The organism is Prescottella equi (assembly GCF_002094305.1).
Classification (GTDB): domain Bacteria; phylum Actinomycetota; class Actinomycetes; order Mycobacteriales; family Mycobacteriaceae; genus Prescottella; species Prescottella equi.
Genome location: NZ_LWTX01000009.1, coordinates 65,883 through 85,214, shown reverse-complemented (window position 1 = coordinate 85,214; position 19,332 = coordinate 65,883). Strand labels below are relative to the sequence as shown.

The following is a 19,332-nucleotide window of genomic DNA, read 5'->3' as shown; positions in this document are numbered from 1 at the left end:
GCGACCGAAGGGAGAGACCACCATGCCGACCTCACGCATCGCGCGACGCGCCGACACCCCGCCCCCACACGCCGGGAACAGCGAGTCCGAGACCCTGCGCGCCTTCCTCGACTACCTTCGGGCGTCCGTGCTCACCAAGGTCGAGAGTGCGCCCGAACCACAGGTCCGGACCGCCGCGGTGCCGTCGGACACGAATCTGCTCGGTCTGCTGAACCATCTGACGTTCGTCGAACGCTCGGTCTTCCTGGGCGAACGAGTCACCAATTGGAAGAAGACGTTTCACGTGCCGCCCACCGCCGCCGTGGCCGACGTCGCCACCCGCTACCGCGATGCCGCCCGGGAAGCGAACCTCGTCTTGGACGAATGCACCGACCTCGGGGCGCCGGTCCCGCGACCGACGCCCAACGACCACGCCCCGAGTGTCCGCTGGGCGTTGACCCACATGATCGAGGAGACCGGCCGGCACGCCGGCCACGCCGACATCCTCCGCGAACTGATCGACGGCGCGACCGGACGCTGAACCGAGGGCGGGCAGCCGGATCAGCCTGCGGCCAGGCCCGCTTTCGCGTAGCTGACGTCCTCGTCGGGCTGGGCGCCGCTGACGCCGATGCCGCCGACCACGTCACCGTCCACTACGAAGGGCAGGCCACCGGGCAGGGTCGTCAGGGACTGCGCGGCCTGGCTGTCGATCAGGTCGGCGAGCGCGGGATGTGCGTCGGCGAGCCCCGAGTAGGCGGTGGTGGGGATGCCGATCAACGCGGACGTGGCGGCCTTGGCCCGCGCCACCCCGGCGGTGAACCACGCGGCGCCGTCGTCGCGAACCACCAGCAGGTCGTGGCCACGGGTGTCCACGACGGCGACACTCACCCGGTTGCCGCCCTCCCGGGCCGCCGCGATCGCCGCGTCCGCCGCGCGCCTCGCGGTCTCCAGATCGAGCCGTGCCTGCTTGCCTGTCATCGAACCTCCTCCCACTTCAATCCCGTCGAACCTCGATCAAACACGACGGCCGAGCGCGGGCAGGTCGACGCCCGCCAGGTCCGCCTGGATCTGCAGCGCCAGGTACTTGCTGTAATTGCGCACCAGCATGAAATTGCCGCCGTGGATCCAGAACCGGTCGTGGCCGGAGCGCCGCCACACCGAACGCAGCTCGCCCTCGTCGTCGAGCCCCCAGACCGGTCCGCAGGCGTCCGCGACCGCGTCACCGAGCACCCGGCGCGCGGTGTCGAGGATGCCGCGGAACCCGGTGGCGCACACGATGGTGTCGGCCGGGACGCGGGTGCCGTCCGACATCACCAGTCCGTCCGCATCGAGCCGCTCGATCGTCCCGGAGACCAGCCCGATCCGGCCGTCCACGATCATCGGCGAGGCACCCACGTCGATGTAGTAGCCGCCGTTGCGGGTGAGGAACAGCATCATCACGCCGGTCCCGTCCGGTCCGCCGTCGTGCGTGAAGCCGCAGGCGGTGAGCCCGTCCAACAATTCGCGATCGTGCTCGGCGAGCATGCCCACACCCATCCGCAGTCCGGCGACGAACTGCGGATCCAGCCGGGCAGTGGCGGCGTCGAGCAGATCCGCGACCTCCGTCGACGTCTCCTCCCCGTAGCGCAGCCGGCCCCGCTCCGCCAGCGCCTGCCCGCTGACCACGTGCGTGGGACCGCGCTGGACCAGCGTGACCTCGGCCCCTGCCTCCTGGAGGTCCTGGGCGATGTCGTGGCCGCTGTTGCCGGTACCGATCACGACCACCCGGGTACCGCGTCGCGCCGGATCGGTTCGGTACGCGCTCGAATGCAGCAGTTCCCCGGCGAAATCGTCGGCACCGGTGAACGCGGGCATCACCGGTTCGGTGCCGCTGAGCCCGGTGGCCAGCACCACGTGCTGCGGGTGCAGGGTGCGCCGGGTCCCGTCGCGGTCCACGACGACGGTCCACCGCCGACGGTCCGGGTCGAATGTCGATTCCACGACCTTGGTGCGGTTCCAGACGTCGAGTTCCATCGCCCGGGAGTAGATCTCGAGCCAGTCCCCCATCTTGTCCTTGGGCGTGAACACCGGCCAGTTCGCCGGGAACGGCAGCAGCGGGAGGTGGTTCGACCAGACCGCGTCGTGCAGCACCAGCGAGTCGTACCGGCCGCGCCAGTTGTCACCGACCCGATCGGCCCGGTCGACCAGCAGCGTCCGCACCCCCAGCACGCCGAGCTGAGCAGCGAGGGCCAGCCCCGAGTGTCCCGCGCCGATCACCAGAACGTCGGGATCGCCGTCGCGACAGTCGAGTTCACGCTCGCGGCGCGCCGACCAGTACTCGACCCGATCGGCGGGCATCTCGGTGCCCTCCGGCCGTCGAGCGCCGATCGCCGCCTCGCGCCCGGCCAGCGAGTCGAGCGCGGTGAGCAGGTTCCGGGCCTGCCACGCGCCGCCGTCGACCACCAGGCGTGCGACGCCACGCACGTGCCCGAGCCGGGTGTCGAAGCGGAACAACAGTTGGATCGAACCGGCACCGGCCGCGCCGGGGAGCAGGACCGGTGGCGCGGCCGGATCCAGCCGCTCGCCGGAGACCTGTTGTGCGCGGCCGACGTCGAGCACGGCGCCGATCCTCTCGGCGCCGTGCAGGCTGCGCAGGTCGCCGGTGAAGGCCAGCAGGTCGCGCCACCACAGATCGGTGTGCAGAACCTCCTCGGCTCCCGTACCCGCACGGAGCAACTCCGCGAACCCGGTCAGCCATTGCTGCGCCACCGCTGCGATGGCGGCGTCGTCCAGCTCCGGAGACTCCAATTGCATTGTCATCGAGACTCCTTCACTTTCAGCGGGTGGTGAATCCGGCGTCGACCTTCAGTTCGGTGCCGGTGACGTACCGCGCCTCCTCGGAGGCCAGGAACAGCACGGCATGAGAGACGTCCACCGGCTCCACCCACGGCACGGGGATCGCGTTGGCGCCCGCGAACAACGGGGCCACCTGTTCCTTGGAGGGGTGTTCGACGCCGGGCAGGAAGAGCCCGAAGCAGCGGTCGTTGATGATCATGTCGGTGTCCGTCGCGCCCGGGTGGACGGTGTTGACCCGGATACGGTGCCCGCCGAGTTCGCCGACGAGGGTGCGCATCAGTCCGACGACGGCGTGCTTGCTGGCCCCGTAGGCGGCGGTACGAGCCGCACCCTTGAGCCCGGCGGTGGAACTGGTGATGACGATCGATCCGCCGTCACCCTGCTCGATCAGGTGCGGGATGGCGGCCTTGCACGTGTGCCAGACGCCCTTCAGGTTGACGTCGAGGACGTCGTCCCACTCGGCCTCGGTGATCCGGTGCGCGGGTTCGCCGCTGATGAAGATGCCGGCGTTCGCCACCACGACGTCGATGCGGCCCAGCTCCGCGACACCGCGGTCGACCACCGCGCGCACGGCGTCGAAATCGCGGACGTCGGCCTTCTCGGCGACGATCCGGCGTCCGAGCGCCTCGACCCCACGCACCGTCTCGGCAAGATCCTCGGCGGTGGCGGGCGGATAGAACGGCCTGACGGTGTCGATGCCGTCCGCGATGTCCAGGGCGATGATGTCGGCGCCCTCCTCCGCCAGTCGGAGCGCGTGACTGCGTCCCTGACCGCGCGCCGCGCCGGTGACGAACGCGACCTTCCCAGCTACCCGTCCTGACATGACGCTCCTCCCGCGAAGCCGGCAATTCGGTCCGGAAAGTAACGCCGATCACATTCGGTGCCGGGAAGCACTCCCAGCCACCGGGACTCATTCGTGGCCTGGATCACATCCAGGCCCGAAGGGTGGGGTTGACGCGCCCGGCCGACAGGTCAAGACACCCGAATCACGCAGTCCTTCACCGCGACGCTGACGATGAAGTGGCCGTTCTCCTTGGCCTCGCGTTCGGGCGACGCATCGGTGCGCCGCGTTGATGGAGAGAACCTTGGCAAGGATCGAGATCGGTTTCATGTGGTAATTGGTAATTACGTGTTTACCTGTATACACGTGGAAAGTTTGAAAGGAGCTAGGCCTTCGCTCGCGCCTTGCCGCCAGGCCCGAGGTCTCTACGGCGGCCTGGCTTGACGGTGCCGATCTCAGCGTCCTCAACCCATGCCCGCAACGCTGCCTCGATGTAGGCGTTGACCGGGATTCCGGTGTCCAGTGACTTCTGTCTGACCTGCCGCATCAGTTCGGCCTCAAGCGGTACCCGGAGTGTTCCCACTTGGGCCGCCTCGGGGCACGAGCCTGTCCTGGTCGAAACTTGGACGGTGACTCGTTCCCCGTCATGATTGCCCTGCTGATCGAAAATCCGCTGGACAGAAGGCTATCGGGGTGGTTCGAGCGCAAGTGCAACGGCAGGCGGGAACACCGCCTTCGGCTGTCGACTCCGGTTGATATAACCCTCGGGTGAGCTTGTTCAATCGCCGGTCCAATCGCCAGCAGGACGAACGCTGGATGGGACCAGATCCAACTTGTGACCCCGACCACGGCTACGGGGAAGAGAGTTGGCGCCGGGCGCCGGGAGACTATGTCCGACCGAAGCGCCGCGTCATGCTTCAACGTGGCAGCGTTCGGCACAATCTCTCCGGCACCAACTTCTACTGCCGCGCACTAGATCATTTGCGTTGGGGGTCTGAAGTGGCAGTTGAGTTGGTCCCGGAACCACAGAATCCGTTCGATTCGACGGCCGTCTGTGTCGAACTGGACGGCACGCGGCTCGGATACCTAGGGCGTGGCTTCGCTGAGTTCTGGCATCCAATCGTTCGGGGGTTCAATGCTGCTGGTTCATATGTCCGCACTTCCGCGGTCATCATTCGAGAGGACTACTGCGACAACAGCATCGATGTCTTCCTTCCAGACTGGAGCGAGTGGGACAGTGTGGCTCGTCAGAGCGGACTTATGACCGCCTTCGACAGCCTCTGGGCACAACTCTCCCCTGCCGCGCAGTCCGACCTGATCAATGGATATGGGCGACAACCACGTTGGCGGACTGTCCGAGAGATCAGCGAACATCGGCATCTTCTCCCTGCGATTCCACCAGAGCGTTTCGACGAGGACCAGCTACCGTTCACCGTCCTCCACTACGTCAGGCAGCGCGCCATCGAAGAGTACGAGCGCCGTGAAGGGTGGACGACCGACCAATCCGCGCAGTACCGAGATCACGACGTGCGGTTGTCTGGCCCCAGGATCGAGGTTTGCCTGGACGATGACTTGACACTCGATCAAACGGCCATCGCTGTCGCGGTTCCGAAGTCGGACTGCATGAAGCTGCTCGGCGAGTATCAGGCGCTGATGACTCGGTGAGAGGAATCCGCTGGACAGAAAGCTACCGGCCACGCTCCGATAGACAGGACAGGGTCCTTGAGCGGGCCGCCAACACGAGGAGGCACGATGCGGGATCCAGAGAGGATCGATCCGATCCTGACCAAGCTGGGCCAGATCTGGCACGAGAACCCAGATCTCAGACTGCCACAGCTCCTTGTAGCCCTCGCGAAGACCGGCGAGGCGATGCCGCAGTTCTTCTACACAGAGGACGACCACATCGAGGCCGCCATCGATGCAGCTCTGGATGCCGGTCTCGGCGGATAGTGCCGATCGAAGGCCGTTGTGCGCCCCCATTCCGGAGGTCGCTGACTGTCGGACCGATTCGACGAGATGTCTGGCTCGTCGAATCGGTGCGCAGCGGCCTTCTGTCAGCTGCCAGATGCCCTTGAGGACAGCAGCTCCCGAACGTCCTTCGCAGCGTTCTCTGCTTTGAGCAGGTTCGTCGAGCAGCTCAGGGTGCCGCCTGCACTGGCGCACCTGCCCTGCACGTAGGCGGAATGAGCATCGTTGAACGCGGACACCTTCGTGGACAGAGTGCCGGCCTGATCGCCGAGGTGTTCCGTCGCAGCGCTGTCGAGGTCCTTCAGATCGGCCCGGACACGGTCCAAGCAATCCGCCACACCGCTCTGAAATCCGCAGATCAGCTTGCTGGACGAGTTCTGCTGCAGTTTCGTCAGGTAGTCAGCTTGGAGCGACTCCCATGTCACCTCCGGCTTCGCAGGGGCTTCCTCCCCGGAACTGCACCCCGCGACGGTAAGCACGCAGGCGATCGCCAACAGAACCTTCTTCAACTTGAGCCCCCCTGTAGCGGATCCAGATGCCCACTGTCCTGCAGATTCCTACCACACGGCAGGTTGGACTGACTGCGTTCACCGACCCACGACCGGGCGCGTGGACCCTTGCGGAATGTTCCGTCGCGGTTCTTGAACTGCCGAATCGGCCTGCACCCAGCGTGGTGCAGGCCGATTCGATTCATGCAGCTAGATCAGCTGCCGCTGCTGCCGGTCGGCCAGAGCCTTTCGTTGTCGAGGGATGTCACGCGCCACCGGAATGATGGTCATCACGGGGTGCGCGCAGGGTCGGCACTGCGAGGCATTCAGGAGTGCTCGGCACGTAACCCGATTCGACTGAACGACGCAGTCGATGAACGGGACCGGGGTCGATCCAACTCGCTGGATCGGCCCCGGTCCGGTTGCCTTGTTACGACAGATCAGCGGTACCCGTCGAGCACCTCGTTGAACCTACGGGACTGCTCGTCGCCCATCTCTTGACACACCGACCTGACCTGCTGAAATGCCGATTCGGTCTCTGCAACGAGGAGTTGTTCAGCCCGAGCGGTGGCGGCTGTCGCGGCCTGGGAGATCTCCTCCATCTGGGCGCGAACTTCCCGCCCAACGTGAGCACCGAACTCCTCTGCCACTCGCTGTGCCTGTTCACGACGAAGCTCGGTGGAGCGCTGAATGACTTCGCCGTAGAAGCCGCTCACGTTCAACCGAGTCGGATCGAAGTCCTGCATGATCGACGAGACATCGATCGACCCTCCAAGTTGACTCGGATCGAGGTTCATTGCCAACGAAGCGTCCCGTTCGAGAGGCGGCGAGTCCGCCATCTGTGCGAACTCACGCTCGGCCGCGGCCATGCTCTCCCTGATGAACTGATCGATGTTCGCACCCTGAAGCGGGGTCGCCGCAACGCCGTTCGCGCTCGGAGACGGATAGACACCCATGCCGGCTGAGATGTCTGGATGTTCTCCCACATCCTGTTCATTCGATCAGCGACGATGTCGGACGGGTGACCCATGAACGCCCCATCGGCATTGGTGAACCGAAGATCCTTGATGACCTCCAGTGGGACACCGGCCGAGTACATATCCGCCACGGAGGTGTTCGGGTCCGCGAGCATCAGCTCCTTCATCATCTCGGACTGCTGCTTGAGCAGATTCCGGTCGACGGGTTTGCGGCCGCTCGGACCGAGGGTCATGAGGTCCCGGAGCCCGAAGTTCTTGAACGAATCCGCGGTGGCCTGCTTCATATTGATGAGTCCATCGGTGACCGCAGCGGCACCGCCAGCTACGACCGCTGTACCTGCCAAGAGTGGTGCCATCGGACCGCCGTCCATGCTTCCGATCCTCGCTCGATCAGCCCCTTCTCGAAGGAAGTCCGACGCCTTCTTCCTCTTGCCGGTCTTAGGGTCGTCACCCATCTGCAAGTTCACTCGGTCGTCCTCAAGCATCTTCTTCGCCGACATGTTCCGATCAGCATCCGTGGTGATGTCGCAGCCGGGCTTCTTGCGTCCCAGGGTGGCCCAAGGATCGAAAGGTGGGAACCTGTCGCCACTGAACTTCTGAATCAGACCACTGCCCATGTTGCGAGCAAATCCGATCGCAGCGGTCGGCCTCATCAGGTCGAGCCCTAGTTGGCGCTTGAGCACGAAGATCGGAATCCAGATCGCGGCTACCTGCAGGATGCAGTTGGCCACCGCGTTCCTATGTACAGCAGATTTCCGATCCAGATCCCGAGGACAATCCAGAAAGGCAACTTCAACCCAAGTCGTGTCCAGCCTTCTGCTCATCGGGATCTGTAGGCGCCGCAGGGTCGTTGAGGAAATCTGTCACCACGGCATTCTGACCTACCGCTACGACAGATTTGGGTGTTTCAGACACAACCCAACAATCGGCAATGGGACAAGCTCCGAGCGGCCCTGATCGACGGTGTTCCGACCGAACTGCTGTTGCTTGGCCAACTCGCGATCGAACCAAGTCCTCAACGTCTAGAATCTGCGCCGAACCGGGGGAATACTTCACCGACCAAGATGCAGGGCACAGAGCCCTCAACTCGTGGCGCACAAACTCAAGGGGAGGGCTTCATGGCCTCACACGGCCTAACCAAGCTTCTGCTATCCACCGCTGCAGCAACCGCGGTCGTACTCGGTGCCGCGGCACCGGCATACGCCGTGGATCCGCCGGCAACGACCTACACGCAGTCCACCGTACTGGCCCTGCGAGGTGGCGAGTGGGCGAACGATGTGGCCGTAGACGATTACGGAAACACAGCCATCCTGGTGTCGTCACCGTCCGGGGGCGGCACCCGAGTGGTGAAGATCAGCAAGGAAGGACAGCAAACGAGCGTACCCATCACGGGACAGCGCAGCTCGGCTGGAAGCCTTGCGATAGACAGCGAAGGAAACACCTTCCTCACGTTCGGTAGCTATCTTGCGGGCGGCACCGTCGCATCTGGTTCGGTACTTCAGATAACACCGGAGGGCAACACCTTCTCGATCCTCTACGGCATGCGCAACCCCTGCGACGTGACCGCAAAGGGAACTGAGATCGCTGTGCTCGATTGCGGCACCGGCAACGAAGACGGACAGGTGGTGCGGGCCGACATACCGGGTGGCAGCGCCTCCCAGTGGGTAAACGGGTTCGTCCAGCCGCGGGGCATCGCGCTGGATAATGCAGGCAACATCTTCGTCGGTGAAGCACGGTACGGAGACGGCAACAGCAGCGTCGCAAAGGTGGCGCGCGACGGGTCGAAGACCGAGATTCCCCTCGCAGGGATATTCCCGCATGGTGTCGCTATCGGTGCGGATGGCAATCCCGTCGTGGCTGGCGTCACGGAGACAGCTGTGCGAGTGGTTCGATTGAGCGCTGATGGAACGCAGACCGTTCTCCCGTTCAGCGGGCTCGTTTGGCCGACCGGTGTCGCGGCGAATCAAGATGGCGCAGTTACCGTCTCTTACCTCGAAGGCAGCAGCACGAACTCCGCGAGCAGAGTCGTGCGCCTCACCCCGAATCCCGTCTCCACTCCGACGCCGGAACCCACGCCGACTCCGACGCCAGGGTTTGGCAGTAGCGGGAGCTAGATTCGCTCACTGACATGCTGGCGGTCGCCCAGGCCCCACGACCGCCAGCATGTAAAGCACGATGACCGCGCTCTGAGCCGGGGCCCGAGTGCTCAACGACGTGGAAATCGTCTGGACAGCGGGTTCTTTCCGGGGCGCAGCGAGATTTCGAGCACGTGGCCGACAAGCTCGCCGAGTACCTTTCATCCCCTGTTCACGAGCGGAGAGCCGATCGCGATTTTGAGCGTCCGCTGGTCTCGACTCGATAAGTTCCCGATCCAGGCAGACCTCGATAGGCGCCCCTCGTCGACGGAGGGGCGTCGGAATGAACCCTCCGCGAACCGCTTTAGCGACGAGTGCCGGGGAGCCCTCCACCAGTGACGCCACGGAAGGACGCCTGCCTCGCCCGGGAGACGTCGCTGACGACATTCTGACCGAACTTCATGAGGGCATCGCTCCCTACGAAACCTTGGCCGGCCAACTCCTTGCGCAACGTCGCGATGTTCGACGAAGACAGGCCTGACTCATACTGGTCCACGATTCGAGGAACCCGCTCTCGCATCTCCCGGATCGACGCACGGGAACCCGGTTCGCCCAGCCCTGCAAGAACGGCACGAGTCAACTGCCCGGACCTCCATGCGACGGACTTCGCGCTCCGCACGCGAGGGGTGAGCTTCCGTTTCTTCTCCTTCCGCTCCTCCTCCTGAGCCTGGGGCTGCGGCCGACGAACACCGAGGGCCTTGAGCGACTTCTCGGTCGCGGCCAGACGAGCTGGGAGGCTGGCCTTCCGCTCAGCCCTCGTGGCCTTGTAGCAGATTCGGCACAGCTCGAGGCCCCAGTCGGAGGTCTCACGGCAACGAACGCACGGACGCGGGGCTGTCATACCGGGATCCTAGGTTGGGACGCGGACAAAAGCTGAGGTCACCGAGCTGCACGCCGAGCCGCTCCCCGAAGTTTCGCCAGGGTGACCGAATCGTGTGCTAAAGTAAAGCGGAATCGACTAATGGAGTCGATCAACTGAGTCTACGGGGGATGCATCTTGGACAGTTCCGAGCTTTCCGATTACGCAGTCGAGCGGTTCGGCGACCTTGCCGGCGTCGTGCAGAACGCGGTGATTGAGACGGTGCACGAAGCGCAGGAGGCAGCTCTGCGCGTACACGCTGAACATGGACTCCCCGATCGAAGGCCCTACGGGACGTCTGCGCGAGGCCACCTGAACTCGGGACTCCTCAGGCGGCTTCGCGGTACGCCGGGCATCTCCACGGCTAAGCCGGATGGCCATCACGCCGAGTACGAACTTCCCATCATCGACCAGACCGGCGTCGCGCTGTACTGGTGGCGTGTGCCGGGTGACGGCAAGGTCCCCGTGGCTGACGCTCGACTGCGGAAGCCCTCACGCTTGCAGGAACACCTGATGACCCTCACCCCAACCGCGGTTGAGCCTCAGATGACCCTCGAGCACGCGGCGATGACCGAAGAGGAACTGGCGCAGCACTTCGCTGACTCCGAGCACTTCAGCCAGCAGATGTCTGAAGCCAGCGGCCGAACGGTGACACTCTGGGTGTCAGCCTCCCCGGATGGCCTATTCGATTTCGGATGGGGCGACGCGGAACTGTCAAACGCCGAGACCGGCGAGCTGGTGTGGGCCAGGGGTCCACACTCACTGAAGAACGCCGTCCCGGTCACCCCGACGCTGAAGGTGGTCGGCCGCGAGGACAAGCCCGTCGACCGCTTCGACTCGGACGCCGAGCAGGACGCCGGATTCGGCCTGTCGATGCGTGAACCGCAGGAGCACGTCTCCTCAGAGGACCAGCAGGATTTCAACCAGCAGATCACGGGTAGCGAGGACAGTTGAGCAAGCGCGAGTCGGGGCAGCTTCATCTCTTGCCGGATACCGATCTGGCAGGAGATGAACTAAGCGGGGGCGCATTTGATTCGGCGCGGCTGTCGCAGGCACGCCGTCTCGCTGGGATGACGAAGAAGGCAGTCGCGGACGAGATCGGCGTGTCTGCCGTCGCGGTCGGCCAGTGGGAGGCAGGCACGGCGAACCCGCGGCCGGACAACATCGACGCTCTCGCTCGTGTCCTCGACGTCCCGGTCGCCTTCCTCGCGGCTGGCCGGCCATACGCACGTCTCGATGCCGCCGACGCGCACTTCCGCAGTCTGCGACGTACCCCAGTGAGTCAGAGGGACAGGGCGATTTCCTTCACTGAGCAGGTCTGGGAGCTGACATACGCGCTGGAGAAGCGGGTCAGATTCCCGGCAGTCGACCTCCCTGGCTTCTCAGCCGGAGAGGTTCAGCAGACCGACTTCCCCACCGATCCGGTTGGGGCAGCTCAGGCTCTGCGACGTCACTGGGGACTGGGCACGGGCCGGATCCCTCGAGTGGTCCGCACGATGGAGCAGCACGGAATCATCGTCACCCTGGTGCAGTTCGCGGGATCGGCGACGGCGACGGTCGACGCCTTCTCCACATCCAAGTTGCCGCGACCCATCGTCGTACTCACGCCCGACCGCGCAGAAGCTGACGTATACCGGCATCGGTTTACTGCCGCGCACGAGCTAGGACACCTCCTGCTGCACAGCGACTGCGTACCGGGAGATACCCAGCAGGAACGAGAGGCCGACCAGTTCGCCGCCGAGTTCCTCACTCCCCAAGCTGAGATCACGCCGCTGCTGCCGCCACGCCTGGACTTCAAGAAGCTGGGCGAACTGAGCACTCAATGGGGCGTCTCCGTGGACTCTCTCCTACGTCGATGCAAGGAAGTCGGCGCGGTATCGGACGCCACATACCGACGGGCCCACCAGCGCCTCGCCAACCTCCGGTCGTCCGGCCTGTTCATCCGCGAATCAGTCCAGGGGTACCCGGGTGAGATACCGGCCCTGCTCCGATCAGCCTTCGAGATGGCGGAGCAGAACGGGCTTTCCTTCAAGGAGCTCGCCGCTGAGCTCCGGATCACGCTGCCCAGGCTGCGACTTCTCCTTGGCCAGGGCGATACCCGACCAGAACTGAAGCTGGTCTGACGTGCGGCGTCCTGGGCGTACTTGTTGTTGTAGCCCTAGCGACAGAAGTTGTACCTGGCGCTGAGGACCAGCCAGTGCGCCTTTGCCAGGCTGGTACCGATCTCGTCGGCGACGATCTCGGATGCTTCCTTGTCACTCAGATGACCAGTCCGTATGTCGCTGCAGATCGATCGTCCCAGCTTGGGGAAACCGGAAGCTCCGGCGCTATGTTCGAAGCCCATACTGACCGCGTCGTCAATGAACCGCGCCTCGGGCGTCGCGTTACCCATCTCGGTTGGGACGTAGACCGCATCGAATGCGTATTTGTTGCTTGGTGTTTCATCACCGCCTATATCCCTGATCAAACCGAAGAGCTGGAAGCCGGAGAAACCCAGCATGAACACTGAGAAGACGAGTAGGGGGACCTTCACGAGCGGTAGCTCATCCCACGCTCGCGTTGGCTGGCGAGATACCGCCTCGACCGGCTTGTGTGTCGGAGGGGATGCCGGCGCAATCGGCGGACTCGGCACGTGCTTGATACGCACATCAGGATGGAATCTTGCCCGGCCACCGGCCTTTCGCTCCCGAAGCACGCTGATGTATTCCTGTGCGCTAGCGAACGTCTCACCTGGTTCGAGGAGCACGACGTTCGGATCGTACTTGGGATCCCAGCTAGCCGACGGCCCCCATTCCGATTCCTGCATCATGAACCGCACGTATCCAGGCTTGCCGTCCACAGGCTCCACCAACGTGGCCGCGATCATCGCCGAGAAAGGAAGCCTGCGTGGATTGTTCAGCTTCTTAGCGCCCTCGAATGTGAGAATCACCGCGTCATCCTCAATCTGGATGGACCCCTCAGCTGTCCTGTATGTCGACATGTCTCCCCCTTTTGCCCGCGCCTGAACATGCTTGTCGCCAGCAGCAAGGATTGCGTTACGGGGAGAAACAGCCTGCCTAACTGAGCTATCCCGACTTGCTCAGCTAGCCCGATTAGTCGAGGTAGGGGTTGCGGGCCCCGAGCTGTACGAACTTCGTCGGGGAGCCTATCTGCCGGCAGAAATCACGCCACCTGCACGGATGGCCGACAGCGCTGCCGTTGTCAGTTCGCAGCCGCGTAGGCCTCCATGATGTCCGCAGCGATCTGTCCACGAGCGGAGACCGTGTACCCGTTCGCGTTGGCCCACTCTCGGATCTGCTGAGTGCTGGCACCATTCGAAGTCCGCCTAGCCGGCCGGGCCGTTTTCCGTCCGCCGACTCGAGTGGCGTACTTGATGTAGTAGTCCATCTTCCGGTGGAACTCGGTGGCGTTCTTGTCGTTGAGGTCGATGCTGTACTCGACGCCGTTCACCGCGAAGTTGACCGTCTCGCCGCCGATGTCGATCGGATCCCCGTCGAGGTCATCGATGAGTTGGACTACGACCTTCTGCGCAACGTGCATTCCTCCTGGTTGATCAGCCGACGACAGTGACTTTACGGAAGGTCAGGGGCGATACTCGAGTCATGGGATCGAGCGATGAGAAGGACGAAGAGATCCAACATTTTTGGGCCGCGGTTGAGCGAACGATGGGTACCCCGGAAGCTCAGCGTGACCTTCAGGAGGAGGCCAAGTGGTTCTCCGGGTCGCTGAAGGACGGCCTGGACGAGGACCTCTGAGGCATCGCGAGGGGGCCCGATCTGGCTGGCAGACCGGGTCGGTCCGTCCACGACTAGAGGGCGAACGTCCGGGGACCAGGGTCCAGGTATCAATTCCAAAGGTCATTCGACAGCAGCCGTGTCTGTTCGATCGGAATCAGCCCGTCGTCGTGAGCTCTGAGCCTTTCGTATGTCTCCCGCATCGCAATCTTGTCGGAGAGGTGGATGCCCCCCGCAGCCCTCTCCAGGATCGTCGGGGTGTTCACCAACCTGATCGACCCGAGCGGCTTGTCTGGGCTCCGCAGGCGATCGAGTCGTCTGATCTCGTTCATCGCCAACTGGGCACCACCGCCGTCATCGATGATCACGATGACCGGATGCCCTTCTTCGGCTTTGACGACCGCGTGAGCGATCACCATCGTTTCGCCGAGATCCTTGGCGGTGGCGAGGCGCTGGCCCCACGGCTGCTGGCTGATGCGCTCCAGAGCGGAGATGAGTTCCGGGGTCGGATCATCGGGAAGAACCTCAAGGAGTCTCGCCGGGACCTTCTTCAAGACCTTCTCAGCAGCCTCGAACCGCTGATCGCTTTTCGACTTCCCGAGGATCTCCGCATGGACTGTCTCGGGGGTGCTGATCGGCCCCGTCACCGAAAGAAGCAGTCGCTCCTTGTTGATGGAGAAGAAGTTCAGTGCCGGGCCAGCGTCGATGATCGGCCGCGGCGTCACTCGCCCAAGTCCTCGTCCTCGGCGTCGTCTTCCCAATCACTGAAATCGACCTCTACGGCGGGAAGATCATCTGCCGCGGCCCATTCCACCTCGCAGGCGCGTGGAGTGATTCCCTCTTCGCTGAGGCCGCGAACAACTTCATCGACATCGACGCCGCGAAGCGTGGCGAGGGTTTCTGCCGAGACGAGGTGCTCCATGTACCCGTCGATCGCCTTCTTCAGCAGCTTCTGCGGGGCACGACGTCTATCGGATTGAGCCCTCAAAGCCTCGTACTGATCGCCCCATCCGTAACGGGCGGCCAAGTGAGCCGTATTCATCGACATCCAGTCGGATTTCACCCCAGCGTCGATGCACCCGGCCTGCTCCATCGCAATCGCTGCGATCGGCGGGGACACCTCGAACAGCTGGACGATCCGCGACAACTCCTCCAGCGAGGCCGGATGCTCGCCGATAACCTCCTTCACCCCCTCCACGGGGACGAGAAGGTGCCGTGCGAACGCGTCCGCACGGACTTCGTGATGAGGGCGCTCGTCGGCACTCGTATGTGGGTCATCGGCCCAATCCTCGAACACCACATGCGCCAATTCGTGGGCCAGGGAGCTCCGCTGCCGCATGGGGTTCTTTGTGCGGGCAACCGCAATGAACACCGCACCTCGCGCCTGGTCCCGCATGGTGAAGCCGTGTTCGTCTGCCCCGACATCGAGAATCGCGACATCGTTTCCGGTCGTTTGCTCGATGAGGGCCACGAGATCGCCCAGCGGCTGCGTACCGAGGTGGTGTGTCTGACGGAACTCAGCGGCTGCGTATCGTGCCTCTGCCTCAGCGCTCACGCAGTCAGCCCGATGCCCTGGTCCTCAAGGTATGCGTCCAGCTCGAGGAAGTGCAGCAGCTGCTGGCGCATCTTGTCCATGTCCGCGCCATTGGTGGATCGGGCCGCACACTGAACACGGTCAGCGACAGTAGAAGTCCCGGTCAGCTGGGCAAGGGTGCAGCCGGTCGCAGCCGCGATCGCCACCAACTCGTTCGCCTTCGCCTCCCGCAAGCCCGAGATGATGCGCGAGAAGGTGGGCTGTGAAATGCCTGCCTTCTCAGCCAGCGCGCGCCCACTGAGTCCGGCAGTGAGCATCGCCTGCTCTATCCGCTCGACGGTTGTACTCATGACCTTCACCCCCACTTCTTGAATCACTTTTCTCGTACATGATTCAGTGTAGCTCCTGAGGCCTGGCCAATGCCTCATAAGGCGGACCGAAGCGATCGGCTACTCCGCGGGAACCAGGTCCTCAGACTTCATCGAGAAGGGATACCGACCGGGAGCCTCCTCGACCGCCTCGATCAAGAAGCGGTCATCCTCACCCACCTCGACGATGGTGAAAACCGATGCCCCACCAAGGCGTATGCGAACACGACCGCCGATCTGCATTCTGCACCTTTCACCATGAACTCCGATCAATGCTACGGAAAGATCGAGGTCACAGAGCTATCGGAGGCCCTCTTCCGGCCGGCCAGAAGGGACTGGCACCAGGGCGGCGCTTCCCTCACCCCCCCTGGTGCCGTACAGACAGAATAGACCATAATCGAATATGTGTTCGAACGCCGGCAAGAAGATTTCGAGCCGAGGGCGCGCCTCGAGGTAGACCCTCCGCAGGAAGTCTCGGTGCGCCTCGATCTCGCCATACCCACCGACGACGCCTACCGAGCAGACAAGCTGCCGATGAGGGTTCGGGCCGGCGGTCTCTAGCCACTCCGATGTTGTTGCGGGGTTCGTTTGTGGACCGGCAGGTCGTCATCGCCGCCACTTCCGCCTCCGGCCCATGCACACTTGGCGTCGCAGCCGTCTACCGGTCCATAGACGCCGGCCTGTGGGCCGGTAGGGCGAGCCGGCCTCCACTCACCTGGTTCGGACCGCGGGATCATCGGCGACGGCGACGCCGTGGGCACGGAAGTCGACCGCTACCGACACATCTATCCGTCCCGGTCGCAGTTGGGGACGTGTTCGTCGATCGTGCCGCGCACGGAAGCGAGTGGGCTCAGTATCGGGTGTGGGAGCCTTTCAGCGTTTTGACCAGGTAGTATCGCACGTCCCACCGAGTGTCTGCAGGGGCGGTCGTGGTTGGTCTACTTCCGGATCTGTACTTCGTGAACCCGATGGCGGCGATATGGCCGTTGGTATCCGAGTGGAATCTGTTCGTCTCCTCAGCTTCGTCGAAACGGATCCGCGGGGAACCTTCTGACCACGCTCACCGCGGCGACCCAGGAGCCCCATCTTGCTGAGGTCCCGGCGAATCGCGACCACCAAAAGATGCGTCTGTCGGCCACCGCGCATCTGACGCCGGCCCGTGTCAGCCGCCTGTACCCAATCGGCATGTCGAGTCATCAGCCCCCACCTCTCAATCAATCTTCAGTTCCGTCTTCTGCACCGAGCGTATGGAGAAGTCAGTGCGGAAGCGCCTTAGCTTGGTTCGGCGCTGCTCACATCAGCGGAGGTCTCGTCGGAATCGCTGCCCGGAGGCCATCGCTTGTCGAACTGCCCTCCCGCGAACTCCGCAATAGGTCCACCTCCCGCAAAGCCGGTCGCCGCGAGGAACTGGGCAAGGAACGCGGGTGCCATCATCGAGATCACGAGAACGGACCCGGTCACCGCGATGAACACGATCCCAACCACCGTGTTCCGGGCCCGCCGCCGGGTCCAGAATCGCTTCTTCGCAATCTGTTCTGCGACCTTGTCGACGGCTTCGTCCCAGGCCGGATTCTCCGACAGGGCTGCGTCGAACTCCTCGAGCTGGTCCAACGGCAGCTCACCAGACTCGATCTGCTCGTCAAGGCGGTCCAGCCCCTCGTCGGTGGGCAGCTCGACATCAAGGCCGTACTCGCGTTCGAGCAAGTCCGAAAGCGGCCGGAACGCAGGACGGGGCTTCACCTCGTGCGCTGTCCTAATGCCGTACTGCCTGAAAAGGTCTCGCTGGCTGCCGTGGATCAGCTCGCTCAGTCGGCTGTTCGAGAGTGCCTTCGTGCCGGCCAGCATCGAGGCGATCCCGGCACCGTTCTGGCTCGTGGTCTCTGCGAGCAGACTCCTCACCGATGGCGCTCTTCCCGTTTTGGAGAGAAGGTCGGTCACGCTGGCCAGCTGAGACGGGTTGGCCACGCTGAGCGATTTCATCGCCTCCGACAAAGTCGGGGTTCCACCCAGCGATTTCATCGTCTCCGAGATCGCTCCCGAACTGCCGAGGCTTTTCATCGTGTCTGCGATCGCCGAGGATCCGCCCAGTGTTGTCATGGACTTCACCAGCGGCGGGGTGGCGCTGTTCTGCAGCTTCAGGATGTCCTGAACGCGGGAGGACCCGTCGGCGGTTGCCCCGACCAAGGACATGTACGACGGGGCGATCGCCTTGGTTGCGAACGGACTGAGCTGGTGCTTCTGGACCATCGCGCCGATGCTGTTGAGGGGCATCTTCTGCAGTCCGAGCGGGTCAGGGTTCAAGGGGTCCACGTGGATCCGTTCTACGAGTTTGAGACAGATGGATACTGATCGGTCGCGGTCAGGACGCTTCAGGATCGTCGTCAGTGCTCTCCTTCGCTCCGTCGGGTAGCGCGTCCTCTCCCTCCGCGGCCTCCGGCGGGAACTTCTTGTCGAACATCTTCGCCGCGAAATCGCCTGCCGTATGGCCACCGGCAACCCCTGTCCAAGCGAGAACCTCACCCACAACCTCCGGAGCGGTGGTCGCGACCACGAAGAGCAGCCCCGTCACAGCGACGAGCGTCGCACCGTAGATCGCCCTTCTGGCCTGATTGCGGGTGAGGAGCTTCTCCTTGACGAGTCGCTCGATCGCAGCAGCGAGGGCTCTAGCTGCTTTCTCGCCCTTGTAGAACTCTCGGCCGAACTGTTCGACGTCATCGACCGGCAGTTCACCTGACTCAATCCGCTCATCGATCTGCACCAGGCCCTCGTCAGTCGGCAGGTCTGGGACGAACCCGTACTGATCCTCGAAGAGTTCTGCGATAGGGGCGAGATCATCTTCTTTGGCAGACACCGGCGACGTCGCCACTCTGATCTGATCGAACCAACCGCGCTGCTGGTCCCGGATCACCTTCTGTAGGGCGGGGTTCGAGAAGACCTTGGCGTTGTCGAGGAGCTTCGTGATTGTGGCCGGGTTCTGGCTGGCAATTGCCTGGATGGCCACCTGTGCAGCTGGGGAGGTCAGCTTCCGCAGATCCTCGGTAATCTTCGCGATCCAGGTCGTATCGGCATGCGTCGCCGTTTGGTTGAGGATCTTCTGCGTCGACGGGGCGGTCGCGTCACGGAGCGTCTGCTGAAACGCTGGGTCGTTCATGGCGTCATAGGCGGTCCTCATCATCGCAGGGTTGTCGCGGAGAATCTTCTTGAAGAAATCAAAGTCGTCGCTGCTCATAGGATGTTTCCGTTCTCGTGAAAGTCCATGCGTGCCTGCGCCTTGCGGCCCTGCCCGTCAGATGTTCCCAGGCCGACCTCCGCGAGCGCCACCATTTAGGAGCCTCGTTGCTGGACGTAGGAGTGCCGCTCAACGCATATATCTCGGCGCTGTGGGCCTCGATGGCGAAGGGGGACCTCGAGTGGGGTGGGAGCAGCAATAGCAAAGGCCTGATCGTTCCTGCTTCTGGAACAAAATCCCTGTTCAAACCATGATTACCAATTACCAAAAATAACTGGCCTCGATCCCTGCCAAGGTTCTCTCCATCAACGCGGCGCACCGATGCGTCGCCCGACAGAGGATCAGCAGCATGCCCCAATCCCGCCCGGCTCTGGCTACTCCCAACGAAGTTGCGGACTTCCTTCGCACTGCCCCCAGCTCTCTTGCACAACTGCGATACCGCGGC

At 63.6% G+C, this 19,332-nt stretch carries 19 protein-coding genes; 6 read left to right on the top strand and 13 right to left on the bottom strand.

Annotated features, from left to right (window positions below):
* Positions 1 to 22: 22 nt before the first annotated feature.
* On the top strand, positions 23 to 520 hold the full coding sequence (locus A6I89_RS19875) for a DinB family protein (RefSeq protein WP_022593548.1): 498 nt from the start codon (positions 23 to 25) through the stop codon (positions 518 to 520).
* 20 nt (positions 521 to 540) lie between these two features.
* Here the strand turns inward: A6I89_RS19875 and A6I89_RS19870 are convergent, their stop codons facing one another.
* Genes A6I89_RS19870 through A6I89_RS19860 form a run of 3 tightly spaced genes read right to left on the bottom strand, consistent with a single transcriptional unit; the run spans position 541 to position 3,637 of the window.
* On the bottom strand, positions 541 to 957 hold the full coding sequence (locus tag A6I89_RS19870; protein WP_005516182.1) for a GlcG/HbpS family heme-binding protein: 417 nt from the start codon (positions 955 to 957) through the stop codon (positions 541 to 543).
* A 36-nt stretch (positions 958 to 993) separates the two neighbouring features.
* The gene (locus A6I89_RS19865; protein ID WP_044990327.1) at positions 994 to 2,778 is read right to left on the bottom strand and encodes a flavin-containing monooxygenase; all 1,785 of its coding nucleotides are present in this window, start codon (positions 2,776 to 2,778) and stop codon (positions 994 to 996) included.
* Positions 2,779 to 2,794: 16 nt separating this feature from the next.
* Positions 2,795 to 3,637 carry a mycofactocin-coupled SDR family oxidoreductase gene (locus tag A6I89_RS19860; RefSeq protein WP_022593544.1) on the bottom strand — a complete coding sequence of 281 codons (843 nt, stop codon included), beginning with the start codon at positions 3,635 to 3,637 and terminating at the stop codon, positions 2,795 to 2,797.
* Positions 3,638 to 4,363: 726 nt separating this feature from the next.
* On the opposite strand from A6I89_RS19860, the gene A6I89_RS24465 reads away from it, so the two are divergent.
* The gene (locus A6I89_RS24465) at positions 4,364 to 5,260 is read left to right on the top strand and encodes a hypothetical protein (RefSeq protein WP_139792073.1); all 897 of its coding nucleotides are present in this window, start codon (positions 4,364 to 4,366) and stop codon (positions 5,258 to 5,260) included.
* Between the two features lie 87 nt (positions 5,261 to 5,347).
* Entirely contained in the window at positions 5,348 to 5,545 is a 198-nt protein-coding gene (locus A6I89_RS19845) for a hypothetical protein (protein ID WP_022593540.1), read from the top strand.
* 104 nt (positions 5,546 to 5,649) lie between these two features.
* On the opposite strand, the gene A6I89_RS19840 is transcribed toward A6I89_RS19845, so the two are convergent.
* The 3 genes from A6I89_RS19840 to A6I89_RS19830 all read right to left on the bottom strand — a co-directional run bounded on the left by A6I89_RS19840 (position 5,650) and on the right by A6I89_RS19830 (position 7,759).
* Positions 5,650 to 6,072 carry a hypothetical protein gene (locus A6I89_RS19840; protein WP_060934566.1) on the bottom strand — a complete coding sequence of 141 codons (423 nt, stop codon included), beginning with the start codon at positions 6,070 to 6,072 and terminating at the stop codon, positions 5,650 to 5,652.
* Positions 6,073 to 6,491: 419 nt separating this feature from the next.
* Positions 6,492 to 6,848, bottom strand: a complete 357-nt coding sequence (locus tag A6I89_RS19835; protein ID WP_044990320.1) for a hypothetical protein — start codon at positions 6,846 to 6,848, stop codon at positions 6,492 to 6,494.
* The gene (locus A6I89_RS19830; RefSeq protein WP_022593534.1) at positions 6,845 to 7,759 is read right to left on the bottom strand and encodes a hypothetical protein; all 915 of its coding nucleotides are present in this window, start codon (positions 7,757 to 7,759) and stop codon (positions 6,845 to 6,847) included. Before A6I89_RS19830 ends, A6I89_RS19835 begins: the two co-directional genes overlap by 4 nt.
* Before the next feature lie 387 nt (positions 7,760 to 8,146).
* Here A6I89_RS19830 and A6I89_RS24460 point away from each other — a divergent pair, with 387 nt between their 5' ends.
* From A6I89_RS24460 to A6I89_RS19815, 3 genes are all read left to right on the top strand, one after another.
* The gene (locus tag A6I89_RS24460) at positions 8,147 to 9,142 is read left to right on the top strand and encodes an NHL repeat-containing protein (protein WP_139792074.1); all 996 of its coding nucleotides are present in this window, start codon (positions 8,147 to 8,149) and stop codon (positions 9,140 to 9,142) included.
* A gap of 1,018 nt (positions 9,143 to 10,160) precedes the next feature.
* Positions 10,161 to 10,976 (top strand): hypothetical protein, encoded by an 816-nt coding sequence (locus A6I89_RS19820; RefSeq protein WP_022593530.1) that lies wholly within the window; start codon positions 10,161 to 10,163, stop codon positions 10,974 to 10,976.
* On the top strand, positions 10,973 to 12,145 hold the full coding sequence (locus A6I89_RS19815) for a helix-turn-helix domain-containing protein (RefSeq protein ID WP_232244851.1): 1,173 nt from the start codon (positions 10,973 to 10,975) through the stop codon (positions 12,143 to 12,145). Before A6I89_RS19820 ends, A6I89_RS19815 begins: the two co-directional genes overlap by 4 nt.
* 35 nt (positions 12,146 to 12,180) lie before the next feature.
* On the opposite strand, the gene A6I89_RS19810 is transcribed toward A6I89_RS19815, so the two are convergent.
* The 7 genes from A6I89_RS19810 to A6I89_RS19780 all read right to left on the bottom strand — a co-directional run bounded on the left by A6I89_RS19810 (position 12,181) and on the right by A6I89_RS19780 (position 18,887).
* The gene (locus tag A6I89_RS19810) at positions 12,181 to 13,002 is read right to left on the bottom strand and encodes a hypothetical protein (RefSeq protein ID WP_022593527.1); all 822 of its coding nucleotides are present in this window, start codon (positions 13,000 to 13,002) and stop codon (positions 12,181 to 12,183) included.
* Positions 13,003 to 13,223: 221 nt separating this feature from the next.
* Positions 13,224 to 13,562 carry a histone-like nucleoid-structuring protein Lsr2 gene (locus tag A6I89_RS19805; RefSeq protein WP_022593525.1) on the bottom strand — a complete coding sequence of 113 codons (339 nt, stop codon included), beginning with the start codon at positions 13,560 to 13,562 and terminating at the stop codon, positions 13,224 to 13,226.
* Between the two features lie 304 nt (positions 13,563 to 13,866).
* On the bottom strand, positions 13,867 to 14,481 hold the full coding sequence (locus A6I89_RS19800) for a PIN domain-containing protein (RefSeq protein ID WP_022593523.1): 615 nt from the start codon (positions 14,479 to 14,481) through the stop codon (positions 13,867 to 13,869).
* Positions 14,478 to 15,227 (bottom strand): ImmA/IrrE family metallo-endopeptidase, encoded by a 750-nt coding sequence (locus A6I89_RS19795; protein WP_201790357.1) that lies wholly within the window; start codon positions 15,225 to 15,227, stop codon positions 14,478 to 14,480. Before A6I89_RS19795 ends, A6I89_RS19800 begins: the two co-directional genes overlap by 4 nt.
* 80 nt (positions 15,228 to 15,307) lie before the next feature.
* Entirely contained in the window at positions 15,308 to 15,640 is a 333-nt protein-coding gene (locus tag A6I89_RS19790) for a helix-turn-helix domain-containing protein (RefSeq protein ID WP_044990347.1), read from the bottom strand.
* 1,290 nt (positions 15,641 to 16,930) lie between these two features.
* Complete coding sequence (locus tag A6I89_RS19785; protein WP_022593517.1) at positions 16,931 to 17,968, bottom strand: hypothetical protein; 1,038 nt, start codon at positions 17,966 to 17,968, stop codon at positions 16,931 to 16,933.
* Between the two features lie 49 nt (positions 17,969 to 18,017).
* Positions 18,018 to 18,887, bottom strand: coding sequence for a hypothetical protein (locus tag A6I89_RS19780; RefSeq protein WP_022593515.1), 870 nt, complete (start codon positions 18,885 to 18,887; stop codon positions 18,018 to 18,020).
* Positions 18,888 to 19,332 lie beyond the last annotated feature (445 nt).